Source organism: Pseudomonas sp. F(2018) (assembly GCF_005508865.1).
Lineage (GTDB): Bacteria > Pseudomonadota > Gammaproteobacteria > Pseudomonadales > Pseudomonadaceae > Aquipseudomonas.
Map to the genome: position 1 here is coordinate 1258925 of NZ_SCOM01000001.1, position 21309 is coordinate 1280233.

Annotated in this window: 26 protein-coding genes and 1 tRNA gene; 15 read left to right on the forward strand and 12 right to left on the reverse strand. The window is 66.3% G+C overall.

The window, feature by feature from the left end:
* Position 1 precedes the first annotated feature (1 nt).
* Together FFS62_RS06155 and FFS62_RS06160 are read left to right on the forward strand one after the other, a co-directional pair.
* A complete protein-coding gene (locus tag FFS62_RS06155) occupies positions 2–2146 on the forward strand; it encodes a 3-hydroxyacyl-CoA dehydrogenase NAD-binding domain-containing protein (RefSeq protein WP_137971903.1) in 2145 nt (714 codons plus the stop codon).
* Positions 2147–2249: 103 nt separating this feature from the next.
* Entirely contained in the window at positions 2250–3026 is a 777-nt protein-coding gene (locus FFS62_RS06160) for an ABC transporter substrate-binding protein (protein ID WP_137971904.1), read from the forward strand.
* A 36-nt stretch (positions 3027–3062) separates the two neighbouring features.
* On the opposite strand, the gene ptrC is transcribed toward FFS62_RS06160, so the two are convergent.
* Complete coding sequence (gene ptrC, locus FFS62_RS06165; RefSeq protein ID WP_137971905.1) at positions 3063–3272, reverse strand: type III secretion system co-regulatory protein PtrC; 210 nt, start codon at positions 3270–3272, stop codon at positions 3063–3065.
* 34 nt (positions 3273–3306) lie between these two features.
* A complete protein-coding gene (locus FFS62_RS23535; protein WP_289535175.1) occupies positions 3307–3408 on the reverse strand; it encodes a PA2485 family small membrane protein in 102 nt (33 codons plus the stop codon).
* Positions 3409–3635: 227 nt separating this feature from the next.
* Between FFS62_RS23535 and FFS62_RS06175 the strand changes: the two genes are divergently transcribed.
* A complete protein-coding gene (locus tag FFS62_RS06175) occupies positions 3636–4355 on the forward strand; it encodes an amidotransferase (protein ID WP_137971906.1) in 720 nt (239 codons plus the stop codon).
* Positions 4356–4483: 128 nt separating this feature from the next.
* Positions 4484–5578 (forward strand): sensor domain-containing diguanylate cyclase, encoded by a 1095-nt coding sequence (locus tag FFS62_RS06180; protein ID WP_137971907.1) that lies wholly within the window; start codon positions 4484–4486, stop codon positions 5576–5578.
* Here the strand turns inward: FFS62_RS06180 and FFS62_RS06185 are convergent.
* From FFS62_RS06185 to FFS62_RS06195, 3 genes are all read right to left on the reverse strand, one after another.
* Positions 5575–6543 carry a magnesium and cobalt transport protein CorA gene (locus FFS62_RS06185; RefSeq protein WP_137971908.1) on the reverse strand — a complete coding sequence of 323 codons (969 nt, stop codon included), beginning with the start codon at positions 6541–6543 and terminating at the stop codon, positions 5575–5577. The two genes, FFS62_RS06180 and FFS62_RS06185, sit on opposite strands and share 4 nt — an antisense overlap.
* 52 nt (positions 6544–6595) lie before the next feature.
* Complete coding sequence (locus FFS62_RS06190) at positions 6596–7318, reverse strand: 1-acylglycerol-3-phosphate O-acyltransferase (protein ID WP_137971909.1); 723 nt, start codon at positions 7316–7318, stop codon at positions 6596–6598.
* Between the two features lie 169 nt (positions 7319–7487).
* Entirely contained in the window at positions 7488–8177 is a 690-nt protein-coding gene (locus FFS62_RS06195; protein WP_137971910.1) for a crotonase/enoyl-CoA hydratase family protein, read from the reverse strand.
* Positions 8178–8370: 193 nt separating this feature from the next.
* On the opposite strand from FFS62_RS06195, the gene FFS62_RS06200 reads away from it, so the two are divergent.
* Positions 8371–8571: a hypothetical protein gene (locus FFS62_RS06200; RefSeq protein WP_137971911.1), complete on the forward strand. Its 201-nt coding sequence runs from the start codon at positions 8371–8373 to the stop codon at positions 8569–8571.
* A 92-nt stretch (positions 8572–8663) separates the two neighbouring features.
* Positions 8664–8753 (forward strand) — tRNA-Ser (locus FFS62_RS06205).
* Between the two features lie 115 nt (positions 8754–8868).
* Here the strand turns inward: FFS62_RS06205 and FFS62_RS06210 are convergent.
* On the reverse strand, positions 8869–9084 hold the full coding sequence (locus FFS62_RS06210; protein ID WP_137971912.1) for a hypothetical protein: 216 nt from the start codon (positions 9082–9084) through the stop codon (positions 8869–8871).
* A gap of 123 nt (positions 9085–9207) precedes the next feature.
* On the reverse strand, positions 9208–10092 hold the full coding sequence (locus FFS62_RS06215) for a LysR substrate-binding domain-containing protein (RefSeq protein ID WP_137971913.1): 885 nt from the start codon (positions 10090–10092) through the stop codon (positions 9208–9210).
* Between the two features lie 99 nt (positions 10093–10191).
* On the opposite strand from FFS62_RS06215, the gene FFS62_RS06220 reads away from it, so the two are divergent.
* Both FFS62_RS06220 and FFS62_RS06225 read left to right on the forward strand, forming a co-directional pair.
* On the forward strand, positions 10192–11157 hold the full coding sequence (locus FFS62_RS06220; protein ID WP_137971914.1) for a DMT family transporter: 966 nt from the start codon (positions 10192–10194) through the stop codon (positions 11155–11157).
* Between the two features lie 61 nt (positions 11158–11218).
* A complete protein-coding gene (locus FFS62_RS06225) occupies positions 11219–11464 on the forward strand; it encodes a DUF6021 family protein (RefSeq protein ID WP_256662119.1) in 246 nt (81 codons plus the stop codon).
* Between the two features lie 44 nt (positions 11465–11508).
* Here FFS62_RS06225 and FFS62_RS06230 read toward each other — a convergent pair whose 3' ends face one another.
* On the reverse strand, positions 11509–12351 hold the full coding sequence (locus FFS62_RS06230; RefSeq protein ID WP_137971915.1) for a type 1 glutamine amidotransferase domain-containing protein: 843 nt from the start codon (positions 12349–12351) through the stop codon (positions 11509–11511).
* Positions 12352–12451: 100 nt separating this feature from the next.
* On the opposite strand from FFS62_RS06230, the gene FFS62_RS06235 reads away from it, so the two are divergent.
* The 3 genes from FFS62_RS06235 to efp are packed head-to-tail and all read left to right on the forward strand — an operon-like array spanning position 12452 to position 15146.
* Positions 12452–13378: a LysR family transcriptional regulator gene (locus tag FFS62_RS06235; RefSeq protein WP_137971916.1), complete on the forward strand. Its 927-nt coding sequence runs from the start codon at positions 12452–12454 to the stop codon at positions 13376–13378.
* Between the two features lie 12 nt (positions 13379–13390).
* Positions 13391–14536, forward strand: a complete 1146-nt coding sequence (gene earP / locus FFS62_RS06240; protein WP_137971917.1) for an elongation factor P maturation arginine rhamnosyltransferase EarP — start codon at positions 13391–13393, stop codon at positions 14534–14536.
* 34 nt (positions 14537–14570) lie between these two features.
* A complete protein-coding gene (gene efp, locus FFS62_RS06245) occupies positions 14571–15146 on the forward strand; it encodes an elongation factor P (RefSeq protein WP_137971918.1) in 576 nt (191 codons plus the stop codon).
* 62 nt (positions 15147–15208) lie between these two features.
* Here efp and FFS62_RS06250 read toward each other — a convergent pair whose 3' ends face one another.
* Positions 15209–16165 (reverse strand): LysR family transcriptional regulator, encoded by a 957-nt coding sequence (locus tag FFS62_RS06250; RefSeq protein WP_137971919.1) that lies wholly within the window; start codon positions 16163–16165, stop codon positions 15209–15211.
* Between the two features lie 99 nt (positions 16166–16264).
* Between FFS62_RS06250 and FFS62_RS06255 the strand changes: the two genes are divergently transcribed.
* A complete protein-coding gene (locus FFS62_RS06255) occupies positions 16265–17017 on the forward strand; it encodes a sulfite exporter TauE/SafE family protein (RefSeq protein WP_137971920.1) in 753 nt (250 codons plus the stop codon).
* A 21-nt stretch (positions 17018–17038) separates the two neighbouring features.
* Here the strand turns inward: FFS62_RS06255 and FFS62_RS06260 are convergent, their stop codons facing one another.
* Positions 17039–17893, reverse strand: a complete 855-nt coding sequence (locus FFS62_RS06260; protein ID WP_137971921.1) for a LysR substrate-binding domain-containing protein — start codon at positions 17891–17893, stop codon at positions 17039–17041.
* Between the two features lie 97 nt (positions 17894–17990).
* On the opposite strand from FFS62_RS06260, the gene FFS62_RS06265 reads away from it, so the two are divergent.
* The 3 genes from FFS62_RS06265 to FFS62_RS06275 all read left to right on the forward strand — a co-directional run bounded on the left by FFS62_RS06265 (position 17991) and on the right by FFS62_RS06275 (position 20005).
* The gene (locus FFS62_RS06265) at positions 17991–18224 is read left to right on the forward strand and encodes a DUF1127 domain-containing protein (protein ID WP_137972244.1); all 234 of its coding nucleotides are present in this window, start codon (positions 17991–17993) and stop codon (positions 18222–18224) included.
* 99 nt (positions 18225–18323) lie between these two features.
* Complete coding sequence (locus FFS62_RS06270) at positions 18324–18782, forward strand: DUF3291 domain-containing protein (protein ID WP_137971922.1); 459 nt, start codon at positions 18324–18326, stop codon at positions 18780–18782.
* 29 nt (positions 18783–18811) lie between these two features.
* A complete protein-coding gene (locus FFS62_RS06275; protein ID WP_137971923.1) occupies positions 18812–20005 on the forward strand; it encodes a winged helix-turn-helix domain-containing protein in 1194 nt (397 codons plus the stop codon).
* On the opposite strand, the gene FFS62_RS06280 is transcribed toward FFS62_RS06275, so the two are convergent.
* Positions 20002–20400 carry a lysozyme inhibitor LprI family protein gene (locus FFS62_RS06280; RefSeq protein WP_137971924.1) on the reverse strand — a complete coding sequence of 133 codons (399 nt, stop codon included), beginning with the start codon at positions 20398–20400 and terminating at the stop codon, positions 20002–20004. The two genes, FFS62_RS06275 and FFS62_RS06280, sit on opposite strands and share 4 nt — an antisense overlap.
* 50 nt (positions 20401–20450) lie before the next feature.
* Positions 20451–21203, reverse strand: coding sequence for a M48 family metallopeptidase (locus FFS62_RS06285; protein ID WP_137971925.1), 753 nt, complete (start codon positions 21201–21203; stop codon positions 20451–20453).
* Between the last annotated feature and the right edge of the window lie 106 nt (positions 21204–21309).

The window sequence follows — 21309 nt, forward strand, 5'->3', positions numbered from 1 at the left end:
AATGACTGACGCCATCCGTTACGAAAAGGGCCAGGACAATATCGTCGTCCTGACCATCGACATGCCCGGCCAGAGCGCCAACACCATGAACGCGGTATACCGCGAAGCCATGGGCGCCACCGTCGCGCGCCTGGAGGCCGAGAAGGATTCCATCGCCGGCGTGATCGTCACCTCGGCGAAGAAGACCTTCTTCGCCGGCGGCGACCTCAACGAACTGATCAAGGTCACCAAGGCCGACGCCAAGCCGTTCTACGACATGGTCCTGGGCATCAAGGGCCAACTGCGCCGCCTGGAGACCCTGGGTAAGCCGGTGGTGGCCGCGATCAACGGCGCCGCGCTGGGCGGCGGCTGGGAAATCTGCCTGGCCTGCCACCATCGCATCGCCCTGGACAATTCGAGCGTGCAGCTGGGCCTGCCGGAAGTGACCCTCGGCCTGCTGCCGGGCGGTGGCGGCGTGGTGCGCATGGTGCGCATCCTCGGCCTGGAAAAGGCCCTGCCGTACCTAGCCGAAGGCAAGAAGGTGCGCCCGGACGCCGCGCTCAAGGCTGGCCTGATCCACGATCTCGCCGCCACCCCGGAGGAGATGCTGAGCAAGGCCCGCGCCTGGATCGCCGCCAACCCGAGCGCTGCGCAGCCGTGGGACGTGAAGGGCTACAAGATCCCCGGCGGTACGCCGAGCAGCCCGGCCGTGGCGCAGATGCTGGCCATCGCGCCGAGCGTGCTGCGTGACAAGACCAAGGGCTGCTTCCCGGCGCCGGAGAAGATCATGTGCGCCGCCGTCGAGGGCGCCCAGGTCGACTTCGACACCGCGCAGATCATCGAGGCGCGCTACTTCACCGAGCTGACCACCGGCCAGGTGGCGAAGAACATGATCGGCACCTTCTGGTTCCAGCTCAACGAGATCAACGCCGGCAGCTCGCGTCCGCAGGGCATCCCGCAGTACGTAACGAAGAAGGTCGGAGTGCTCGGCGCCGGCATGATGGGCGCCGGCATCGCCTATGTGTCGGCAGCCGCCGGCATCGAGGTGGTGCTCAAGGACGTGTCCATCGAAGCGGCGGAGAAGGGCAAGGCCTACTCGGCCAAGCTGCTCGACAAGAAGGTCAGCCGCGGCCACATGACGGCTGAGAAGCGCGACGCCTTCCTCGCCCGCATCAAGCCGACCGCCAGCGACGCCGACCTCGAAGGCTGCGACCTGATCATCGAGGCGGTGTTCGAGGACCGCGCCCTCAAGGCCAAGGTCAATGCCGCCGCCGAGGCCGCCGCGCTGCCGGATGCCGTAATCGCCTCCAACACCTCGACCCTGCCGATCACCGGCCTGGCCACCGCGGTGCAGAAGCAGGACAAGTTCATCGGCCTGCACTTCTTCAGCCCGGTCGACAAGATGCCGCTGGTGGAGATCATCCGCGGCGAGAAGACCAGCGACGAGACCCTGGCACGTGGCTTCGACTACGTGCTGCAGATCAAGAAGACCCCGATTGTGGTTGAGGACAGCCGCGGTTTCTTCACCTCGCGGGTATTCGGCACCTTCACCAATGAAGGCATCGCCATGCTCGGCGAGGGCGTGAGCGCGGCGATGATCGAGAATGAGGCGCGCAAGGCCGGCATGCCGGTGGGCCCGCTGGCGATCAGCGACGAAGTGTCGATGAGCCTGATGGAGCACATTCGCCAGCAGACCGTCGCCGACCTGGCCGCCGAGGGCAAGCAGATCCCGCAGCACCCGGCGTTCAATGTCATCGAGCTGATGCTCAAGGAGTACAAGCGTCCGGGCAAGGCTGCCGGTGGCGGCTTCTACGAGTACCCCGAGGGCGGCAAGAAGCATCTGTGGCCGGAGCTCAAGGCACGCTTCGAGAAGGCCGATGCGCAGATCTCCCAGGAGGACGTGCGTGATCGCATCCTGTTCATCCAGGCCATCGAGACCGTGCGTTGCGTAGAAGAGGGCGTATTGAAGTCGGTGGCGGACGCCAACATCGGTTCGATCTTCGGCATCGGTTTCGCCGCCTGGACCGGCGGTGCGCTGCAGTTCATCAACCAGTACGGGGTGAAGGATTTCATCGCCCGCGCCCAGTACCTGGCCGAGCAGTACGGCGAGCGCTTCCTGCCGCCGGCCCTGCTGCTGGAAAAGGCGGCCAAGGGCGAGGGCTTCTGATCGCGCCTCGCTACAAACAGAACCGGCCCTCGTGGCCGGTTTTGCTTTCCAGAGCCTTTCTGGCAGTCTCTTCCCCCAGCGCTATCGGGGAGTGCAGAGGCGCGTGACGACCAATCCAACAATCGTATCGATGCTGCTGGCGGCGACTCTGCTGCTGGCCTTGGGGCCTGCCAGCGCGGCCGAACCCCTCAATATCTATATCGGCCAGGGCCAGATGCCCTTCGCCGATGACAAAGCGGATAACCGTGGCCTGTTCGGCGACCTGATGGACGAGCTGTGCAAGCGCCTGCAGCGCGAGTGCCGCTACCACAGCGTGCCATGGAAGCGCGTGCAGCTGGCGGTGGCCGGCGACCCGCACGGCATTGTGCTCAACCTGGGGCGCACGGCCGAGCGCGAGAAGGGCTTCGTCTGGCTGCTCGACGTGGTCTCCACGTCCTATGTGCTGGCCAGTCCGAAGCAGCGTTTCGACAGCCTGGGCGATGCCCTGGCCGCCGGTCCGGTGGTGGTGATGGGCGGTACGCCACGGGCGCTGGAAGCGCTGGCGCTGAAGCGCGAAGGGCAGAAGGTGGTGGAAGTGACGGACCCGGAGCAGGCGGCGCGCATGCTGCAGGGCGGCCGGGTGCTGGCCTGGTACGAGATCGACCTGCGCGTGCACTATCTATGGCGGCGCCTGGGCTACGCGCCGGACCAGCTACAGGCCGGTCGCTCGGTGGGCTCGGCGCACAGTTTCATTGCCGGCAGTCCGGTGCTGGAAGATGCCGCGGAGCTGGGCGCGCAGATGCAGCAGGCCTTCGTGGCCATGCACGCCGACGACAGCTGGCGACGCATCCTCGCCCGGCACCTGGGCGACGACCTGGCCGTGCGCCTGAGCGCGCCCTGATCGGTGGCGGGCGTTCATCATCCCGCGGACGGGCTTTCAGGCGACCAGGCACCAGCCGTTCTGCATGCACACCACGCTGTGGATCGCCATCTTCTCGCTCTGCCGGGTCGGCATGCGCAGGGTCAGCAGGCTGCCGTCTTCCATGTGCACGGCGGCTTCGGACTCGAAGTGCAGGCCGGAGTCGCTCAGGCTGACGTAGGTGACGCCGTAGGTGGCGGTGTTGCCGAAGGCTTCGGTGATGGACATGGCTGATCCTCCGAGAGTGGTTGCCGCCAGTGGCTTACTGGCGGGGACGGGCCTGTTGCGGTTGTTGGGGAGTGGCCGGCACGCTGTGGAAGGCGGAGGCGGCGATCAGGCTGGCGATGGCGGCGAAGCTGCTCATGGTGTTGCTCCTCTGGCTGGGATGGGTGTGAACCCGGTGGCTGCATAGTTGCCGAGCCGCTCCATCGACAGAAGTGAAGGCTGAGCATGGTAGGTATCGATGTCGCTGATGGTTGCCGGATATCGCCTGAATGGCTCTGCGGGCCGCGCCGCTGTTGCGTCCGGTGCCGCTTCGAGGCACGCTAACGACCTCTCCTGCAACCCTTGCTGTCTCAGGTAATCCGCTCCATGTCATTGCGTATCTGCATTCTGGAAACCGATGTACTCCGCCCCGAACTGATCGACCAATACCAGGGCTACGGCCGCATGTTCGAGCGCCTGTTCGCCCAGCAGCCGCTGGCGGCCAGCTTCGAGGTGTTCAATGTGGTGCAGGGCGACTACCCGGCCGACACGGAGCGCTACGACGCCTACCTGGTGACCGGCAGCAAGGCGGACTCCTTCGGCAGCGATCCGTGGATCCAGACGCTCAAGACCTACCTGCTCAAGCGCTACGAGGCCGGCGACAAGCTGCTCGGCATCTGCTTCGGCCACCAGTTGCTGGCGCTGCTGCTGGGCGGGCGTGCCGAGCGAGCGACCCAGGGCTGGGGCGTGGGCATCCATCACTACGAGATCAAGCAGCAGCCCCAGTGGATGAGCCCGGCGCTGGAGCAGTTCACCCTGCTCATCAGCCACCAGGACCAGGTCACCGCGCTGCCGGAGAAGGCCACGCTGCTGGCTTCCAGCGAGTTCTGCCCGGTGGCCGCGTACTGCATCGAGGACCAGGTGCTGTGCTTCCAGGGCCACCCGGAATTCATCCACGACTACTCGCGCACGCTGCTCGACATCCGCCAGAAGTGCATCGGCGAGCCGGTCTACAGCAAGGCCGTGGAGAGCCTGGTGCATGACCACCAGGGCGCCACCGTGGCCGAGTGGATGATGCGCTTCGTCGCCCAGGGCAAGGGCGCCTGAGCATCCTGATGGCGCGCACCGGCATCGCCCGGTCGCGCCATTCAGCCATCCAACTACCCGACTTTACCGATTGCCGCGTGCGGCCGCGTTCTTCATCGTGCGGCGGACATGCCACGGCGGACAGGACCATGTACAGCGAGATCAGCAGCGAGCCCCCGGTGCTGCACGTCACGGCGCGGCCGTGGAGCAGCGAGCGTTACCAGCAGGGCATGCAGCACCTGCTGCATGTGGTCCAGGAACTGTCGCTGGCGCGTGATCTGGCCACCGTGCAGGAGATCGTCCGCCACGCCGCGCGCCGGCTTACTGGCTGCGACGGGGCGACCTTCGTGCTGCGTGACGGCCCGTTCTGCCACTACGCCGACGAAGACGCGGTCGGCCCGCTGTGGAAGGGCAAGCGCTTTCCCCTGGAGACCTGCATCAGCGGCTGGGCCATGCTTAACCGCCAGCAGGCGGTGATTCCGGATATCTACGTCGATCCGCGCATCCCCCACGACGCCTACCGGCCGACCTTCGTGAAGAGTCTGGTGATGGTGCCGATCCGCACCCGCGAGCCGATCGGCGCCATCGGCAACTATTGGGCCGAGCACCACCATCCCTGTGCCGAGGAGGTGCAGCTGCTGCAGGCCCTGGCCGACTCCACCTCGATCGCCATCGAGAACGTGCAGCTCTACCGCAGCCTCGAACAGCGCGTCGAGGAGCGTACCCGCGAGCTGCAGGAGGCCTACGACCGCATCCACAGCCTGTCGATGACCGACGAGCTCACCGGCCTGTCCAACCGCCGCGGCTTCTACCTGCTGGCCGAGCAGACCCTGCTGCACGCGGCCCGCTACGGCGGTGGCTGCACGGTGATGTTCATGGACCTGGACGGGCTCAAGCAGATCAACGACCGCCTCGGCCACGAGGCCGGCGACGCGATGATCCGCCAGGCCGCCGAGACTCTCCGCCGCACCCTGCGCGAGGCCGATGTGGCGGCGCGCATGGGCGGCGACGAGTTCTGCGTGGTGGCGCTGGGGAATGCCGGCAAATCCCTGCAGCAGCGTCTGCAGCAGGCCATCGGCGCCTTCAACGGCAGCGCCGCGCAGCCCTTCGCCCTGTCCGCCAGCCTCGGTTGCGCCGAGCTGGAGGAGTGCGCCGAGGCCTCGCTGGACAGCCTGCTGGCCCTGGCCGACGAGCGCATGTACGAGGATAAGCGGAGGCGTCGCGCCGGCCGCGCCGACCGTTAAAGCCAGCCCATCCGCTTGAAATTGGCGAACAGCGCCACGCAGCCCAGGCCGATGACGCCGAGCACGCCGAAGTAGCCGTAGTGCCAGGTCAGCTCCGGCATGTTCTGGAAGTTCATCCCGTAGATGCCGGCCACCGCCGTGGGGAAGGCCAGGATCGCCGCCCAGGCGGCGAACTTGCGCTGGGTCAGGCTCTGCCGCGAGGACTCCAGCAGCAGGCCGATCTCGATGGCATGGTCGGCCATCTCGCGCAGCCCGGTGAGGTCTTCCAGCAGGCGATTGACGTGGATCGTGATGTCGCGGAAGTACGGGCGCATGTGCTTGTCGATGAAGGGGAAGTCAAGCTGCTGCAGCTCCTGGCAGATCTCCGAAAGCGGCGCCACCTGGCGGCGCAGGCGCAGCAGATCGCGGCGCAGGCCATGGATGCGCTCCACGTCGCCCTGGGTCAGCGGGCGGTCCAGCACCGTCTGCTCGATGTCTTCCAGTTCGGTGTGGACGCAGTCCAGCAGCGGCCGGTAGTTCTCGATCACGAAGCTGAGCAGGGCATACAGCACGAAGTCTTCGCCGTGCTCCAGCAGCAACGGCCGCGCCTCGCAGCGCTGGCGCACGGTGGAGTAGGGCGCGGAGTCGCCATAGCGGGCGCTGATCACGTAGCCGTTACCGGCAAAGATCTGGGTCTCGACGAACTCCAGGCGCTCGCCCTGGCGGATCGGCGAGTAGAGCACCATGAACAGGGCGTCGCCGAAGGTTTCCAGCTTGGGGCGGGTGTGCTGGGCGATGGCGTCTTCCATCGCCAGCTCGTGCAGGTTGAACTGCTGCTGCAGGGTGTGCAGCTCGCTGTCGGGGTCGCGCAGGCCGATCCACACGAAATGGTCGGGCTTGGTAGCCCACTGGCAGCCCTCGTTCAGGGCGATATCGGCGACTTTCCTGCCTTTGTGGTAAGCGACGGCGGCAACGACCTGACCCATGGGCTGTCCTCTGCGTGGCGATGCCGCAGCTTAACCCATAGGCGGTGGGCGGTCAGGCCTTGGCCAGTTGCTGGTCGAGCTGCTCGATGCACTCGCGCATCAGCTGCTGGCAGCGTTCCATCAGTTGTGGCAGGTCGTCCAGGGTCAGGCCCAGGGTGGGAATGGCCGGCAGCGAATTGATCAGCACCTTGCCGCTGCTCCAGCTGTTCAGCTTGAGACGCCCGGCATAGCTGCTGACGCACACGGGGATGATCGGCACGCCGGCGGCGATGGCCATCTGGAACGCGCCCTTCTTGAACGGCAGCAGACCCTTGCCCAGGTTGCGCGTGCCTTCCGGGAACACCCAGATGGAGGTGTCGCGGTTCTGCAGGGTCTCGGTGGTCTGCAGCATGGCCTGCTTGGCCTTGCGGCCATTGCCGCGGTCGATCAGCACGTTGCCGGCCAGCCAGTACAGCTGGCCGAAGAACGGCACCCACTTCAGGCTCTTCTTGCCGATGCTCACGGTGCGCGGCGGCACCACGCGGCCGAGCACGTAGAGGTCGTAGTTGGACTGGTGGTTGGCGACGATCACGCAGGGCCGGTCGTGGCCGAACAGGCTGCTGACCTCGGTCTTCACCCGCAGGCGCAGCATGCACAGGGCCGGCAGGGAATACAGGCGCGCGCACAGGCGGCTGTTGTCCGGGTTGAACGGGCGACACAGGCCAAGGATCAGTCCAAGGGTTCCGGCAATGATGAAGTGCAACCCCATCAACAACATGCGCGCGAGGAAAAGCATCGGTGAGCCTTCAGGCAGACAAAAAGGCGCGCAGTGTACGGGTGTGCACTTCTTTCGGCAATTGACGCCGATCAGAGGTTATTACCGGGCATTTCCACGGCGTTGACGACTTTTCCCTTAAAAGCAGAAGCCCGGCACTGGGCCGGGCTTCTCGGGGCGGCGCGGGTGATCAACCCAGGTGCTGCTGGTCCAGCTCGATGGCCTTGTTCAGGGTCTCCAGCAGGGCCTTGCGCACTTTCAGCTTGGTGTTCTTGTGCGCGGTCATGTTGATCTTCTTCAGCTGCTGGGCGGCGGCCAGGGCGGCAGCCTGCAGCTGCTCGGTCGGCACCACCTTGTCTAGGAAGCCAGCATCCACGGCGCCCGCCGGATCGAAGATCTCGCCATTGATCACCGAACGGTGGAAGGCGGATTTGCGCAGACGGTCACGGGCCAGTTCGATGCCGGCGTGGTGCATGGTCATGCCGATCTGTACTTCGTTCAGACCGATGTTGAACGGGCCTTCCACGCCGATGCGGTAGTCGGCCGACAGCAGGATGAAGGCACCCTTGGCGATGGCGTGGCCCGGGCAGGCGACGATGATCGGGTAGGGGTGGCTGAGCATGCGACGGGCCAGGGTCGAGCCGGCGGTGACCAGGGCCACGGCGTTCTGCGGGCCGGAAGTCATCACCTTGAGGTCGTAACCGCCGGAGAGGATGCCAGGCTGGCCGGTGATGATCACCACGGCGCGATCCTGCACGGCCTGGTCCAGAGCGGCATTGAAGGCGGCGATCACGTCCGGGGAGATGGCGTTCACCTTGCCGTTGTTGAGGGTCAGGGTGGCGATGCCGTCGTCGAGTTGGTAGCTGATCAGGTCGCTCATGGCGGAAGTCCTAGTCCAGGGTTGCGGAAAGTGGCGCTGACGTTACCCAGCGCGAGGCCATGGGTAAAGCGCTTTGGCTGACCGGAGGGTCATCCGCCCGTCGCTGCCGGTCTATCGTCGCCATCGGCAGGCTCAATTGGCTGCTATACCGAGCAGTGACTTAGGTTAGCCGCGAACCTGAGGAGTGCCCTTCATGCGTCTGCCCCACATCGTCCTGCGTCTCGGCCCGCTGTTGCTGTTGATAGGCCTGACCCTGTTCGCCACCAGCCCCGCCAGCCACAGCCCGGCCGGCGTGCTGCAGCTGTTCCTGTTCAGCCTGTTCATATCCCTCGGCTTCCTTCTATGCGGAGGCCGGCGCTTCGGCGGCGACGGGGAAACCGGCAGCTCTGCATAAGCACATGAATCGCCTGAAAAAAATTTTGCATTCGAAAGGACGTTCGGCTACATTAGCGCGCCTCGACGGACCAGACTGGTTCGCCGAGATCCGGTGAAGTGTCCGAGCGGTTGAAGGAGCACGCCTGGAAAGTGTGTATACGGGAAACCGTATCGTGGGTTCGAATCCCACCTTCACCGCCAGACCCTGAAGAGCCCCGAGAGCGAAAGTTCTCGGGGCTTTTTTGCTTTTCGGGTTGTGGGTTTTCAGAGCCTGGCTAGCAGACAGGGAATGGTTAGCTCACTCGGGCTGCCTGCTTCAAGCCCGCTTTGGTTCTTCAAACGGCAAAGTCTCGCGCAGCATGCGCAGTTCGGCGGCGTCTTGGTTCAGGCGGTGGATGACCTTGAACAGTTGCTGCTTGAGCAGTTCGTCGCTCATGCGCTCGGCGGCGCGCATCACGGTCAGGGCGGCGTCCTCGTTGTGGGAGGCGATGACATCGATGGTCTTGCGGGTGGTACGGGCCGTGCGGGACAAGATGGTTCACCTTTCACTGAGGAGCCTGAAAGCTAGACCATCGATATTTCCCTTTTGTTTCGGCAACTTGCGATCAGATGAATTCGCTGTGAATGGCATCGTCCGCGCCGCGCTGTGACAGCCTCAACGGCTCGACAGAAAGGTCACCAGTTGCCGTGCGTGGGATGACAGCGACTCCCAGTCCCGGATGCAGATGCGCAGCTCCCGCGTGGCCCAGGCGTCTTCGAGCGCGACGATACGCACTGGCAGTTCTTGGACGAAGCGTACGGCGGCCGCCTCGGGCAGCAGGGCAATGCCGACGCGCTGGGCCACCAGTTGGGCGATGGCATCGAAGCTCGGGGCGCGAACCCGCGCTTTCAGCGGCATGGCGTACTTGGTCGCCATCTCCTCGATGAAGCGCTGCATGGCTCGCTCGGCGGGCAGGCAGACGAAGGCGAAGCCGAGCGCATTGCGCAGCTGGGTCACCTGGTGGTCGGCCAACGCATGGTCGCGGGGCACCAGCATGACCAGCTTGTCGTCACGGAAGGGCAGGGAGAGCAGCCCGCCGGTAGACAGGTTGCCGTCGTACACGCCGATCTCGCTCTCGCCTGACTGCACGGCGCGCAGTACCTCGCTGCTCTTCTGCTCCACCAGTTGCAGGTCCACTTCCGGGTAGTCGGCGAGGAAGGGGCCGAGGGTGGCGGGCAGGAAGGTACTGTTCGCCACCGTGGTGGCCGACAGGCGCAGGGCGATGCGCCGTTCGCCGGAGAGCTCCTTGAGCGTTTCCTTGAGTTTCTCCGCTTCGCTGAGCACGCTGCGCGCACCCTCAAGGATCAGCCGGCCTGCTGGGGTGAGGCGCATGCCGTCGGCCTTGCGGGTGAATAGCGTCAGGCCGCAGCGTTGCTCGAACAGGCGCAGGCGGGTGCTCGCCGCGGACACGGCGACCGGCACTGCGGCGGCGGCCTTGCTTAGGCTGCCGGTGGCGGCGATGCTCGCCAGCAGGCGCAGATCGGCCAGATCGAAATGCACAGGATTTCTCCTTTATAGAAGGCTTCGTTCGTTAAAAAGCGATTCTAGCGAAGTGGCGTTATCTTCAGAATAAGGCCTCGCCCTGCTGCCTGGATTGCCATGAACACCTCGTATTCCCTCTATCGGCGCGGCCTGAACGATGGTCGCCTGTTCGCGGTACTGTCCGCGGCCGGCTTCAGCCTCAAGGCCATCTTCGTCAAGCTCGCCTATGCGGCGGGACCGGTGGACGCCATCACCCTGCTGACGCTGCGCATGGGCCTGGCGCTGCCGCTGTTTCTCTGGCTGGTGTGGTTGAGCCGCGGCGAGGCGAGCGCCCGGTTGGGTGGCGTGGACGTGCTGCGCATCCTGCTGCTCGGCATGCTCGGCTACTACCTGTCGAGCCTGTTCGACTTCTATGGGCTTGAATACATCAGCGCCGGCCTCGAGCGGCTGATCCTGTTCTCCTACCCGACCCTGGTGCTGCTGCTCCAGGCCGCCGCCACGCGCCAGCGGCCCAGCCGGCAGATGCTGCTGGCCATGGGCATCTGCTACTGCGGCTTGGCGGTGGCCTTCTTCCACGATGTGAGCGCCGTGGGTGGCGGCGAGCAGGTGATGCTCGGCGCGGCCTGGGTGTTTGCCAGTGCCGTGACCTATGCCCTGTATTACTTCGGCACCGGCGTCATGGTGCAGCGTCTCGGCTCCATGCGCCTGGCCGGGCTGGCCGGCGGCGCCTCGGCACTGATGGTGCTGGAGCACTATGCGGTGACCGGCGATACGGCGCAGTTGGCGAGCCTTTCTGGGGATATCTGGCTGTATGCGGCGCTGATGGCGGTGCTGTCCACCGCCTTGCCGATCTACTGGATGGCGCTGGCCGTGCAGCGCATGGGCGCGGCGCACACGGCGGCCATCGGCAACCTGGGGCCGGTGCTGACGATCTTCGCTTCCTGGCTGGTGCTGAGCGAGTCGGTATCGCTGTATCAGGTGGTGGGGTTGGCACTGGTGCTGTTCGGCGTGGCGCGACTGAAGCCGGCTCGGCCGGCCGAGGTGAAGCCGGCTGACGATCGGTCTGCCGCTGCGGTGAAATAGAGCGAACTCATAGCCGCCTGCACCCCTCTCAGTCGTATTGGCAATTGAGAGGAGAGGCGAGATGGGATTGCTGACACTGTGGGGCAGGCGTGATTCGCCGAACGACGCACGCGGCCTGCCGGGCTATCCGGGGCGGGAGAGCAGCTTGAGCGAGAGCGAAGTGCAGCGCGAGCTGGGCTTCGATCCCGACTCGCCGGACCTGGGCGATCCGCAGATCGACCCGCCATGGCCGGCGCGCATTCCGGAGTGCAACGGCGCAGCGGTCAAGCGCGCGCCGGGTGAGCAGTATCCGCCCTATGGCGGATAGCCGCTCGGCCCTTGCTCGGGCGGCAATCGGCCCCGCGCAGGCTGTTATTTCAGGCGCTGCAACAGCGCCTGACCGACCTGTAGGGCGGACGCCGGGTTCTGCCCGGTGATCAGCTCGCGGTCGATCACCATGTTGGCGGCCCAGGGCGAGCTGTTGCTGTTGTAGCTGCCACCGGCCTGCTGCAGGGCGGTCTGCGGATAGAACTTCATCTCGCCGCCCTTGAGCGCCTGCTTGGCCTGCTCCTCTTCCTGATTGCTGATCACCGTCATCCTGTAGCCCGCGTAGATCCAGTCCTGGCTGGCCTTGACGGCGTTGTCGCGCTCCAGAGCCTGTACGTAACGCGGCGCATCGGGCAGGGCGGAGAGCAGCGCGATGGGGCCGTGGCAGACCAGCGCGGTGGTCTTGCCCTCGGCATGGAAGGCGCGCAGCAGCTTGCCCAGTTGCGGGCTCTGCAGCAGGTCCTGCATCGGCGCATGGCCGCCGGGCACGTACAGGGCGTCGAAGTGCCGGTAGCCGATCTGCTCGACGCGGGCCAGGCTGATCACCGGCGAGCTATTGGCATCGGTGAGCTTCAGCTTGCTCAGCAGTGCCTTGTGCTCGGCCAGGCTGGCGGCGTCGCCGCCGAAGTACTGGGCCGCGTCCGAGGTCACATCCATGGTCGGCGCCAGGCCGCTGGGGGTGGCAAAGGTCAGGCTGTGGCCGGCGTCCAGCAGCAGCTTGGTCGGCTGCATCAGTTCGTTGAGATAGAAGCCGGTCGGGTAGACCTTGCCGTCCTTGAGATCCAGGTGGTCGGCATCGGACAGCACGACCAGCACATTGGCCGCCTGGGCGCCGAGGCTGGCTGCCAGCATGCCGCTGGCGAGGATGATCTTGGCGAAGGTATGCATGGTTCTGCTCCTTTGAGCGCTGGGGTGAGCGCACTGTATTGCTGCCAGGTGTAGCGATAAACTCGCTGCCAGGGAAATGATCTGTTCTCTGGAGGCAAGAATGGCGCGGCGCTTCGATCACCTCGGCGATGTCGAGGCCTACCTCTGCGTGTTGGAGAAGGGCACCCTGAGCGCCGCTGCCGTGGCGCTCGGCACCACGCCTTCGGTGATCAGCCGGGCCATCGCCCGTCTCGAGCAACGCCTGGGCACCCAGCTGCTGCGCCGCACCACCCGGCGCCTGAGCCTGACCGAGGACGGCCGGCTCTATTTGGAACAGGCCCGCGCCGCCTTCGCGCTGATCGACGATGCCGAGCGGCGTATCCAGGGCGATGCCCATCAGGTCAGCGGCCTGGTGCGCCTGAGCGCGCCGACCACCTATGGCCACTTCCGCCTGCCGACGCTGCTGGCCGGTTTCGCCCGGCAGTACCCGCAGGTGCAGGTGGAGCTGAGCATCGCCAACCGCAATGTCGACCTGGTGGCCGAGGGCTACGACCTGGCGATCCGCCTCGGCCGCCTGCCGGACAGCGGCCTGGTCGGGCGCAAGCTGGAGGATGCGCGGCTGTGTCTGGTGGCGGCGCCAGAGTACCTGGCACGGGCGGGCACCCCCACGAACCTCGACGAGCTGGCGCAGCACGCCTGTCTGCCGTTCGTCATGCCCAGCAGCGGCAAGGTGGCGCCCTGGCTATTCCTCGACCAGGGCCGCGAGCTGGACTGGCAGCCCAAGGGCAGGGTGCTGGTCACCGACGATGTGCTGGGCACGGTGTCGCTGGCCGAGGCCGGGCTGGGCGTCTGCCAGTCGTACGAGTTCATTCTGCGCGACAAGCTCGACCAGAGCCGCCTGGTCCGTCTGCTACCGGCGCTGGAGGGGCGCAGCCGGCCGTTCTCGATCATCTATCCGCCGCACCGGCAGCTGTCACCGGCCTCGCGGGTGCTGATCGATTTCCTGGTGCGCGAGGCGCATGACGTAACATCCGCGGCAGCAAACTGAGTGGAGCGGTTCATGGGCGCCCGTTGGGACATTTTCTGCAGCGTGGTGGACAACTACGGCGACATCGGCGTGACCTGGCGCCTGGCGCGCCAGCTGGCGGCCGAGCATGGCCTGGACGTGCGCCTGTGGGTGGACGAGCCGGCGGCCTTCCTGCGCCTGTGCCCGCAGGCCGATGCGGCGCTGGCGAGCCAGCGCGTCGAGGGCGTGGAGGTCTGCCACTGGCTGGGCGAGTTCCCGGCGGTGGAGGCGGCCGACGTGGTGATCGAGGCCTTCGCCTGTACGCTGCCGGCTAGCTATGTCGCGGCCATGGGCGCGCGGCCGGCGAAGCCGCTGTGGCTGAACCTGGAATACCTAAGTGCCGAGGATTGGGTCGCCGGCTGCCATGGCCTGCCGTCGCCGCAACCTGGCGGGCTGCAGAAATTCTTCTTCTTCCCCGGCTTCACTGAAGGCACCGGTGGCCTGCTGCGTGAGGCCGGGCTGATCAAGCGGCGCCAGGCTTTCCAGGCCGATGTCGAGGCGCGTCGGGCCTTTCTCGCCGAGATCGGCGTGGCGCTGCTGCCAGGCGCTCGGCTGATTTCCCTGTTCGCCTACGAGAACCCGGCGCTGGCCGCTTGGCTGGATGCACTGGCGCAGCAAGCCACGCCGACCCAGCTGCTGGTGCCGCGCGGACGCATCGAGGCTGACGTGCAGCGCTGGCTGGGCGTGGCCGAACTGGAGGAGGGGGGGAGCTGGCGCCGCGGCAACCTGCAGGTGCATCTGCTGCCGTTCCTCAGCCAGGCCGACTACGACCGGCTGTTGTGGAGCTGCGACTTCAACGCCATTCGTGGCGAGGATTCCTTCGTCCGTGCCCAGTGGGCCGGGCGGCCGCTGCTCTGGCATATCTACCAGCAGGAGGAGGGCGCGCACTGGGACAAGCTGGACGCCTTCCTCGGTCTCTATCAGGCGGATCTGCCGGCGGCCGCGGCCGGCGCATTGACGGCGCTGTGGCATGCCTGGAACGGGCGTGGCGATATGGCTGCGGCCTGGAATGCCGTGCAGCTACAGGCCGCCGCGCTGGAACAACACGCCGGCAACTGGTGCCGGGAACAGGCCTCTCGTCCTGATCTTGCCGCGGCTCTGGTGCTGTTTCACCGAAATTGGCTATCATGCGCGGCCTAGAAATTTGTACCTCCATCCAAATCCGGATACTCGTATGAAAACCGCACAAGAAATGAAGCCCAACAGCGTGGCTCTGATCGACGGCCACCCGTGGCTGATTCAGAAAGCCGAATTCACCAAGTCCGGCCGTAACAGCGCCATCGTCAAGATGAAGCTGAAGAACCTGATCAACGGCTCCAAGACCGAGACCGTTTACAAGGCCGACGACAAGATGGAGCCGGTCATCCTTGAGCGCAAGGAAGTGACCCTGTCCTACATCAATGGCGACGACTACGTCTTCATGGACACCGAGTACAACTCCTACGAGCTGCGCGCCGAAGACCTGGAAAGCGTTCTGCCGTTCATCGAAGAAGGCATGACCGACGTCTGCGAAGCCGTGTTCTTCGAAGGCAAAGTGATCTCCGTCGACCTGCCGACCACCATCGTGCGCAAGATCGCCTACACCGAAGGCTCCGCCCGTGGCGACACTTCCGGCAAGGTCATGAAGCCGGCCAAGCTGAGCAACGGTACCGAAGTCAAGGTTGCAGACTTCTGCAACATCGACGACTGGATCGAGATCGATACCCGCGACGGTTCCTACAAGAGCCGTACCCAGGCGCCGTCGGCCTAAGCCTACGCCCTGTACCGCGATACCCAGAAAGCCCGGCCAAGTGCCGGGCTTTTTGTTGCCCGTCAGTTGCGCTTGAGGCCGCGCTGCAGGGCCAGGTCCCAGGGCGGGATCGGGCCGAAGCGCTGCTTGAGGAACTCCAGCAGCAGGCGCGAACGCGAGCTGGCGTCACTGGCCAGGCGCAGGGCGTAGATGCCACTGGGCTCGGCCGGCGGCAGGCCGTCGTCGCACAGCAGCGGCACCAGCTCGCCGCGCAACAGGTAGTCGCTGATCAGCCAGGTCGGCAGGTGGGCGATGCCGAGGCCGGCCAGGGCGCTGAACAGCAGAGTCTCGGCGTTGTTGGCGGTCATCCGCAGGCGGCCGGGGCGCAGCAGCTGCAGGCGGCCGCCGACCTCGAAGCGCCAGGCATGTGGCGGCGACAGGGCATCCCAGTCCAGGCCGTCGTGTTCCGGCAGCTCGCGCGGGTCGCGCAGCAGGCCGCGGCGGCGGATGTAGTCGGGGCTGGCGCAGAGTATCCGGGTCATCGGCGCCAGCGGCGTGGCCACCAGGCGGGTATCGGCCAGCGGGCCGATGCGCAGCACCAGGTCCACCTCGCCCAGGTGCTCGCCCTGCATGTCGACGAAGCTGTCGATCAGCCGTAGCTGCACGTCCAGGCCGGGGTACAGGGTGAGGAAGTCGGCAATGGCCGGGGCCAGATGGCGGCGGCCGAACGGCGCCGGCGCGTCGATGCGGATCAGGCCTTCCGGGGCGCTGGTCAGCGACACGGCTTCGGCGCGGGCCTGGTGCAGCTCGGCGAGGATGCGCCGGGCCCGTTCGGCGAAGGCCAGGCCGGCCGGCGTGGCGCGCACCGCGTGGGTGCTGCGGACCACCAGCGCACAGCCCATGGCACGCTCCAGGGCGTCGATGCGCCTGGCCACGGCCGAGGGTGTGAGGGGCTGGCGCCGCGCGGCGGCGGAGAAGCTGCCGGCCTCCAGCACATCCAGGTAGAGGCTGAGCTGATCGGTAAGGGCATCTGGGTTCATGGGGCTGCCTGTGCGAATTATGCAAAGCCATTGTGCGCGGCTATGCGTTTCCGTTCCAGACAAGCCTGACTAGCATGCGGCCATCCCGGCGGAGGTTTCATGAGTCCATTCGATCTGTTGTTGAACCTGTTGCTTGGCCTGGTGCTGGGTACCGTGGGTGGCCTGTTCGGCATCGGCGGCGGCCTGGTGGCGATTCCGGCCCTCGGCGTGCTGTTCGGCCTGGACCAGCAGCTGGCCCAGGGCACGGCCCTGGTGATGGTGGTGCCGAATGTGGTGCTGGCGCTGTGGCGCTACAACCAGCGCAACCGCATCGAACCCAGGCATGCGCTGCTGCTCAGCGCCTGCGGCTTCGTCTGCGCCTGGCTGGCCTCGCTATATGCGGTCGAGCTGCATGCCGAGAGCATGCGCCTGGCCTTCGTCGGCTTCCTCGTGGTGCTGGCGGCCTACAACCTGGCGCGGCTGTTTATGCACAATGCGCCGGTATCCAAGGAGCTGCGCCACCCCTGGCCCTGGCTCGGTGTGCTGGGTGGCGCCGCGGGCGCGCTGGGCGGCCTGTTCGGCGTGGGCGGCGCGGTGCTGGCGGTGCCGGTGCTGACCAACGTGTTCGGCGCCGGGCAACTGGTGGCCCAAGGTCTGTCGCTGGCCCTGGCGCTGCCCAGCACCGGGGTGACGCTGCTGACCTACGCCCAGCACGACCACGTCGATTGGGCCATGGGTCTGCCGCTGGCGGTGGGCGGACTGCTCAGCATCAGCTGGGGCGTGAAGCTGGCCCACGCGCTGCCGGAGAAGGTGCTGCGCGGCCTGTTCTGCGGATTCCTGGTGCTCTGCGCGGTGCTGCTGGCGTTGGAGTAGGGCCCGCGGCCGAGCCCGCCTCTACAGACGGAAGCCTTCGACTATGTGCTCGGCCAGCGTATCGATGACCTGCGACTGGCGCTGTGGATGGCGCAGCAGAACGATGCTGGTCATCGGCAGGGTGGGCAGGCCCTCGGCCTCGCCGAGGATGCGCATGTCCGGGGTGATCAGGCTGCGCAGCTGGGCGGTGACCGCCAGGCCGGCGCCGACCACGGCGAAGATCGCCGACAGGCTGGGGCTGGTATAGGCGATGCGGTAGGGCCGCTCCATGGCGTCCAGCGCGTTGCAGGCCCAGGCGCGACAGAAGCAGCCGGAGTTGAACATGGCCAGCGGCATGGGGTTCTGCTCGTGTGGCGTGAAGCCCTGCGCCTCCGCCCAGACGAAGCGCTCCTGGCGCAGCAGCTGGCCGATCTCCTTGCCCGGCTCGCGGGTGACGATGGTCAGGTCCAGGTCCTGGCGTTGCAGCAGCTGGCCGGAGGTTTCGCAGTGCACTTCCACCTGTACCAGCGGGTAGGCCTGGGCGAAGCGCGAGAGGATGTCCGGCAGGAAACGCATCACGTAGTCGTCCGGCGTGCCGATGCGCACGGAGCCGACCATGTGCGGCTCGCGCAGGGTGTTGAGGACTTCGCCGTGCAGCTTGAGGATGCGCCGCGCGTAGCCCAGCAGCACCTGACCCTCGGGCGTGAGGCGTACCTGGCGGCCGTCGCGCTCGAACAGCGAGCGCTGCACCACGTCGTCCTCCAGGCGCTTCATCTGCATGCTGACGGCGGACTGGGTGCGGTTGACCGCTTCCGCCGCGCGGGTGAAGCCGCCGTTATCGGCGATGGCGACGAAGCTGCGCAGCAATTCGGTGTCGATGCTGGGGTAGTGGGCCATTCATCAATCTCCAAGATGCCTTGCATAAGAAACATTCGTTGGATTGATCTTAAGCGCGAACCGAAACTGACGCCAACCCCACAGGGAGGGCGTGATGATGAAAGGTCAAAAAGGTTATGCAATCGCTCGGTCGGTGTCTTTCGATCGGCCGCTGCCGGCCATCAACCTGAAGGCATTGTGGTTGCGCGTGAAGCGCTGGCAGCAGCTGGCCAGGCAACGCCAGCAGCTGGCTATGCTGGACGACGCGGCGCTCAAGGATATCGGCCTGAGCCGTGCCGATGTCCTGCAGGAGAGCGAGCGGCCGTTCTGGGATGATCCGCTGCAGCGTTGAGCAGCGTGCGCCGCCGGGCTGCGGCCCGGGCGGCGCCAGTTTAGCCGGTGCTTGTCCGTGCGGCATGCAAAGAAGATGGCAGTATTACAAGGAGTTCCGATGTCCCGTTACCACCTGGCCCAGCTCAATATCGCCACCCTGCGCGAGCCGCTGGAGTCGCCCGGCATGGCCGATTTCGTCAACAACCTGGAGCGTATCAACGCCCTGGCCGAGGCCTCGCCCGGCTATGTCTGGCGCCTGCAGGACGAGGCGGGCGATGCTACCGCGCTGCGCCCGTTCGGCGACGATGTGCTGGTCAACATGTCGCTGTGGGCCGACGTGCAGTCGCTCAGCGACTATGTCTACAAGTCCGCCCACACCGAGATGCTCAAGCGCCGCCGCGAGTGGTTCGACAAGGTCGAGCAGGCGCACATGGTGCTCTGGTGGGTACCGGCCGGCCATCTGCCGAGCGTGGACGAGGCAGCCGAGCGCCTGGCGCATTTCCGTGAGCATGGCGCCAGCGCCCATGCCTTCAGCTTCCGCCATGCCTTCGCCGCGCCGAAAGAGGAGGTTGCCTAGGTTTGCAGGCAGCCTGCTAGGCTGGCCGCATGACGCTCACACTGTCCCTTGCCGAAGCCCGTCGCCTGGCCCTGGCCGCCCAGGGCTTCGCCCGTGCGCCGCGCGGTGCCATTCGCCACCGCCAGCTGCAGACTCAGATCGAGCGCCTCGGTGTGCTGCAGATCGACTCGGTCAACGCCCTGGTGCGCTCCCACTACCTGCCGGCCTTTTCTCGCCTGGGCCACTACGAGCCTGAGCTGCTGGACGACCTGGCCTGGGGCAAGCCGAAGCGCCGTAGCCTGTTCGAATACTGGGGCCACGAAGCCTCGCTGCTGCCGCTGGAGCTGTATCCGCTGCTGCGCTGGCGCATGCAGCGCGCAGCGAATGGCCAGGGCATCTACCGCCAGCTGGCCGAGTTCGGCGTTCAGCAGCAGGCAGTGATCCAGCGTGTGCTGCAGGCGGTTCGCGAGCAGGGCGCGCTGGGTGCCGGCAGCCTCAGCACCCGCACCGAGCGCGCCGGGCCCTGGTGGGACTGGAGTGCGGAAAAACATGCGCTGGAGTGGCTGTTCGCTGCCGGCCAGGTGACGGTGGCCGGGCGGCGTGGTTTCGAGCGTCTGTACGATCTGCCGGAGCGGGTGATTCCCGCCGATCTGCTGAATCACCCCGAACTCGACGAGGCCGAGGCCCAGCGCCAGCTGTTGCTGCGTTCGGCCGATGCGCTCGGCGTGGCCACCGAGCGCGATCTGCGCGACTACTTCCGTCTGGACGCCTTTGACGCCAAGGCGCGCATCGCCGAACTGGTCGAGGCCGGCGAGCTGCAGTTGGTCGCGGTGCAAGGCTGGAAGCCGGTGGCCTACTGCCGCGGCGAGCCGAGCATCCCGCGCCGGGTGCGGGCCAGCGCGCTGCTGTCGCCCTTCGATTCGTTGATCTGGGAACGCGAGCGCACCGAGCGGCTGTTTGGCTTCCGCTATCGCCTGGAGATTTACACGCCGCCGGACAAGCGGGTGTACGGCTACTACGTGCTGCCATTCCTGCACCACGAGCGCCTACTGGCGCGGGTCGACCTGCGCAGCGAGCGGGCGCAGGGGCGCCTGGCGGTGCATGCCGTGCATCTGGAGGACGCGGTGTTGAGCGAGGAGGCACTGCTGGCGCTGGCCGCCGAGTTGCGTGCGCTGGCGCAGTGGCTGGGTTTAGACGAAGTTTGGCTCGGGCCTGCGGTAGCAGGCCACGGGCTGGAGCCCTAGCTGCCATTGTCGAGCAGGAATTGCAGCTCGGCGACTCTACCGATGTTCAGTTCCATCGGGCAGGTGTGGTACATCGGAGAACCGACATGCTTGCCCTGCATGTCGCAATGCGCGTTGCGATAGACAATCCATGCCTTTTGCGCGTCTTCGAGTTGCTGAGCATCCTCTTGCGAGGTCTGCTGCAGCTTGAGATAGAGGCGCTGATAGACGCGGTTCATTTCCTTCTTCGCCATCTGCGAGGCTTCGTCGGCACAGGACGCCACCACGCTGTTGTTGAGGGGCTGATTGGCCTTGAGGCAATTGTCATAGCGAGCGGAGAAGTCCTCCGTATCGGCGGCTGCCTGTAAGGCAAATGGCAGCAGCAAGCAGATCGACAGGATGCGCAGGCTGAGCATGAGATGGCTCCTGAAAACAGAAGGGGCCGCTATTGCGGCCCCTCGGGTGCTTACTTCTCGTCGGCGATGCGCTGGCGGATATGCGCGGCGCGGTCGGCGGAGCCCGGGTGGGAGTCGAACATGCTGCTGTCGCCACCGCCCAGCTGGGCCAGTTTGTCGAAGGCGCTGGCCAGGCCGTCCAGCGGGATGCCGCGCTGTTTCAGCAGGTCGAAGGAGAAGTCGTCGGCGTCGCTTTCCTGGGACTGGGAGAACTGGGCGTTGACCAGTTCCTCGCCAAGGTCGCCGAGCTGCGAGCTGGACAGCGCGGAGACTGCGCCGTTGCCCGAGGAGGCTGCCGCGCCGCGTGCCACCGAGGTGGCGTAGGCGGCCTGCATGGCCTTCTTGGTGTGGCCGAGGGCGACGTGGCCCATCTCGTGGCCGAGCACACCTTCCACCTCGTTGTCGTTCATCAGGTCCATCAGGCCGCTGTACACGCGCACGCAACCGTTGGCCATGGCCCAGGCGTTGACCTCATCGGTCAGGTAGACCTTGTAGTTGACCGGGGTGCCGTTGACCTGGTGGCCGAGGTTGGCGGCGATCTTCTCCAGGCGCTGGCTGTATTCGCTGTCGGCCGGGGCGATGGGGGCTTCGGCGTCCATCTGCACGCAGGCCTCGTCGGCCATGGCCTTCACTTCGGCGTCGCTCAGGGTGGCGGCCTGCATTGCCTGCATGCCGGTACTGAGCATGGCGTCCGGGCTCATGTTCTGGCAGCCGCTCAGCAGGGTGGCGAGGGCGAGGGCGGAGAGGGAGAACTGCAGTTTCATGGTCATCGTCCTTGAAGGTGAGGCAGTGGGTGGCCAGAGGCGTCGGCATCCGGCCGGCGCGGCATTTTCGGCGATTGAGGCGGGCGAGGGCGTGAAGCGGGTCGCA

What these genes read in the sequence shown, in the direction of transcription:
- FFS62_RS06155 (WP_137971903.1), top strand. Translation starts at nt 2, where the DNA reads ATGACTGACGCCATCCGTTACGAAAAGGGCCAGGACAATATCGTCGTC.
- ptrC (WP_137971905.1), bottom strand. Translation starts at nt 3,272, where the DNA reads ATGTCCATCACCGAAGCCTTCGGCAACACCGCCACCTACGGCGTCACC.
- FFS62_RS23535 (WP_289535175.1), bottom strand. Translation starts at nt 3,408, where the DNA reads ATGAGCAGCTTCGCCGCCATCGCCAGCCTGATCGCCGCCTCCGCCTTC.
- FFS62_RS06175 (WP_137971906.1), top strand. Translation starts at nt 3,636, where the DNA reads ATGTCATTGCGTATCTGCATTCTGGAAACCGATGTACTCCGCCCCGAA.
- FFS62_RS06180 (WP_137971907.1), top strand. Translation starts at nt 4,484, where the DNA reads ATGTACAGCGAGATCAGCAGCGAGCCCCCGGTGCTGCACGTCACGGCG.
- FFS62_RS06185 (WP_137971908.1), bottom strand. Translation starts at nt 6,543, where the DNA reads ATGGGTCAGGTCGTTGCCGCCGTCGCTTACCACAAAGGCAGGAAAGTC.
- FFS62_RS06190 (WP_137971909.1), bottom strand. Translation starts at nt 7,318, where the DNA reads ATGCTTTTCCTCGCGCGCATGTTGTTGATGGGGTTGCACTTCATCATT.
- FFS62_RS06195 (WP_137971910.1), bottom strand. Translation starts at nt 8,177, where the DNA reads ATGAGCGACCTGATCAGCTACCAACTCGACGACGGCATCGCCACCCTG.
- FFS62_RS06200 (WP_137971911.1), top strand. Translation starts at nt 8,371, where the DNA reads ATGCGTCTGCCCCACATCGTCCTGCGTCTCGGCCCGCTGTTGCTGTTG.
- FFS62_RS06220 (WP_137971914.1), top strand. Translation starts at nt 10,192, where the DNA reads ATGAACACCTCGTATTCCCTCTATCGGCGCGGCCTGAACGATGGTCGC.
- FFS62_RS06225 (WP_256662119.1), top strand. Translation starts at nt 11,219, where the DNA reads ATGGGATTGCTGACACTGTGGGGCAGGCGTGATTCGCCGAACGACGCA.
- FFS62_RS06230 (WP_137971915.1), bottom strand. Translation starts at nt 12,351, where the DNA reads ATGCATACCTTCGCCAAGATCATCCTCGCCAGCGGCATGCTGGCAGCC.
- FFS62_RS06235 (WP_137971916.1), top strand. Translation starts at nt 12,452, where the DNA reads ATGGCGCGGCGCTTCGATCACCTCGGCGATGTCGAGGCCTACCTCTGC.
- earP (WP_137971917.1), top strand. Translation starts at nt 13,391, where the DNA reads ATGGGCGCCCGTTGGGACATTTTCTGCAGCGTGGTGGACAACTACGGC.
- efp (WP_137971918.1), top strand. Translation starts at nt 14,571, where the DNA reads ATGAAAACCGCACAAGAAATGAAGCCCAACAGCGTGGCTCTGATCGAC.
- FFS62_RS06250 (WP_137971919.1), bottom strand. Translation starts at nt 16,165, where the DNA reads ATGAACCCAGATGCCCTTACCGATCAGCTCAGCCTCTACCTGGATGTG.
- FFS62_RS06255 (WP_137971920.1), top strand. Translation starts at nt 16,265, where the DNA reads ATGAGTCCATTCGATCTGTTGTTGAACCTGTTGCTTGGCCTGGTGCTG.
- FFS62_RS06260 (WP_137971921.1), bottom strand. Translation starts at nt 17,893, where the DNA reads ATGGCCCACTACCCCAGCATCGACACCGAATTGCTGCGCAGCTTCGTC.
- FFS62_RS06265 (WP_137972244.1), top strand. Translation starts at nt 17,991, where the DNA reads ATGAAAGGTCAAAAAGGTTATGCAATCGCTCGGTCGGTGTCTTTCGAT.
- FFS62_RS06270 (WP_137971922.1), top strand. Translation starts at nt 18,324, where the DNA reads ATGTCCCGTTACCACCTGGCCCAGCTCAATATCGCCACCCTGCGCGAG.
- FFS62_RS06275 (WP_137971923.1), top strand. Translation starts at nt 18,812, where the DNA reads ATGACGCTCACACTGTCCCTTGCCGAAGCCCGTCGCCTGGCCCTGGCC.
- FFS62_RS06280 (WP_137971924.1), bottom strand. Translation starts at nt 20,400, where the DNA reads ATGCTCAGCCTGCGCATCCTGTCGATCTGCTTGCTGCTGCCATTTGCC.
- FFS62_RS06285 (WP_137971925.1), bottom strand. Translation starts at nt 21,203, where the DNA reads ATGAAACTGCAGTTCTCCCTCTCCGCCCTCGCCCTCGCCACCCTGCTG.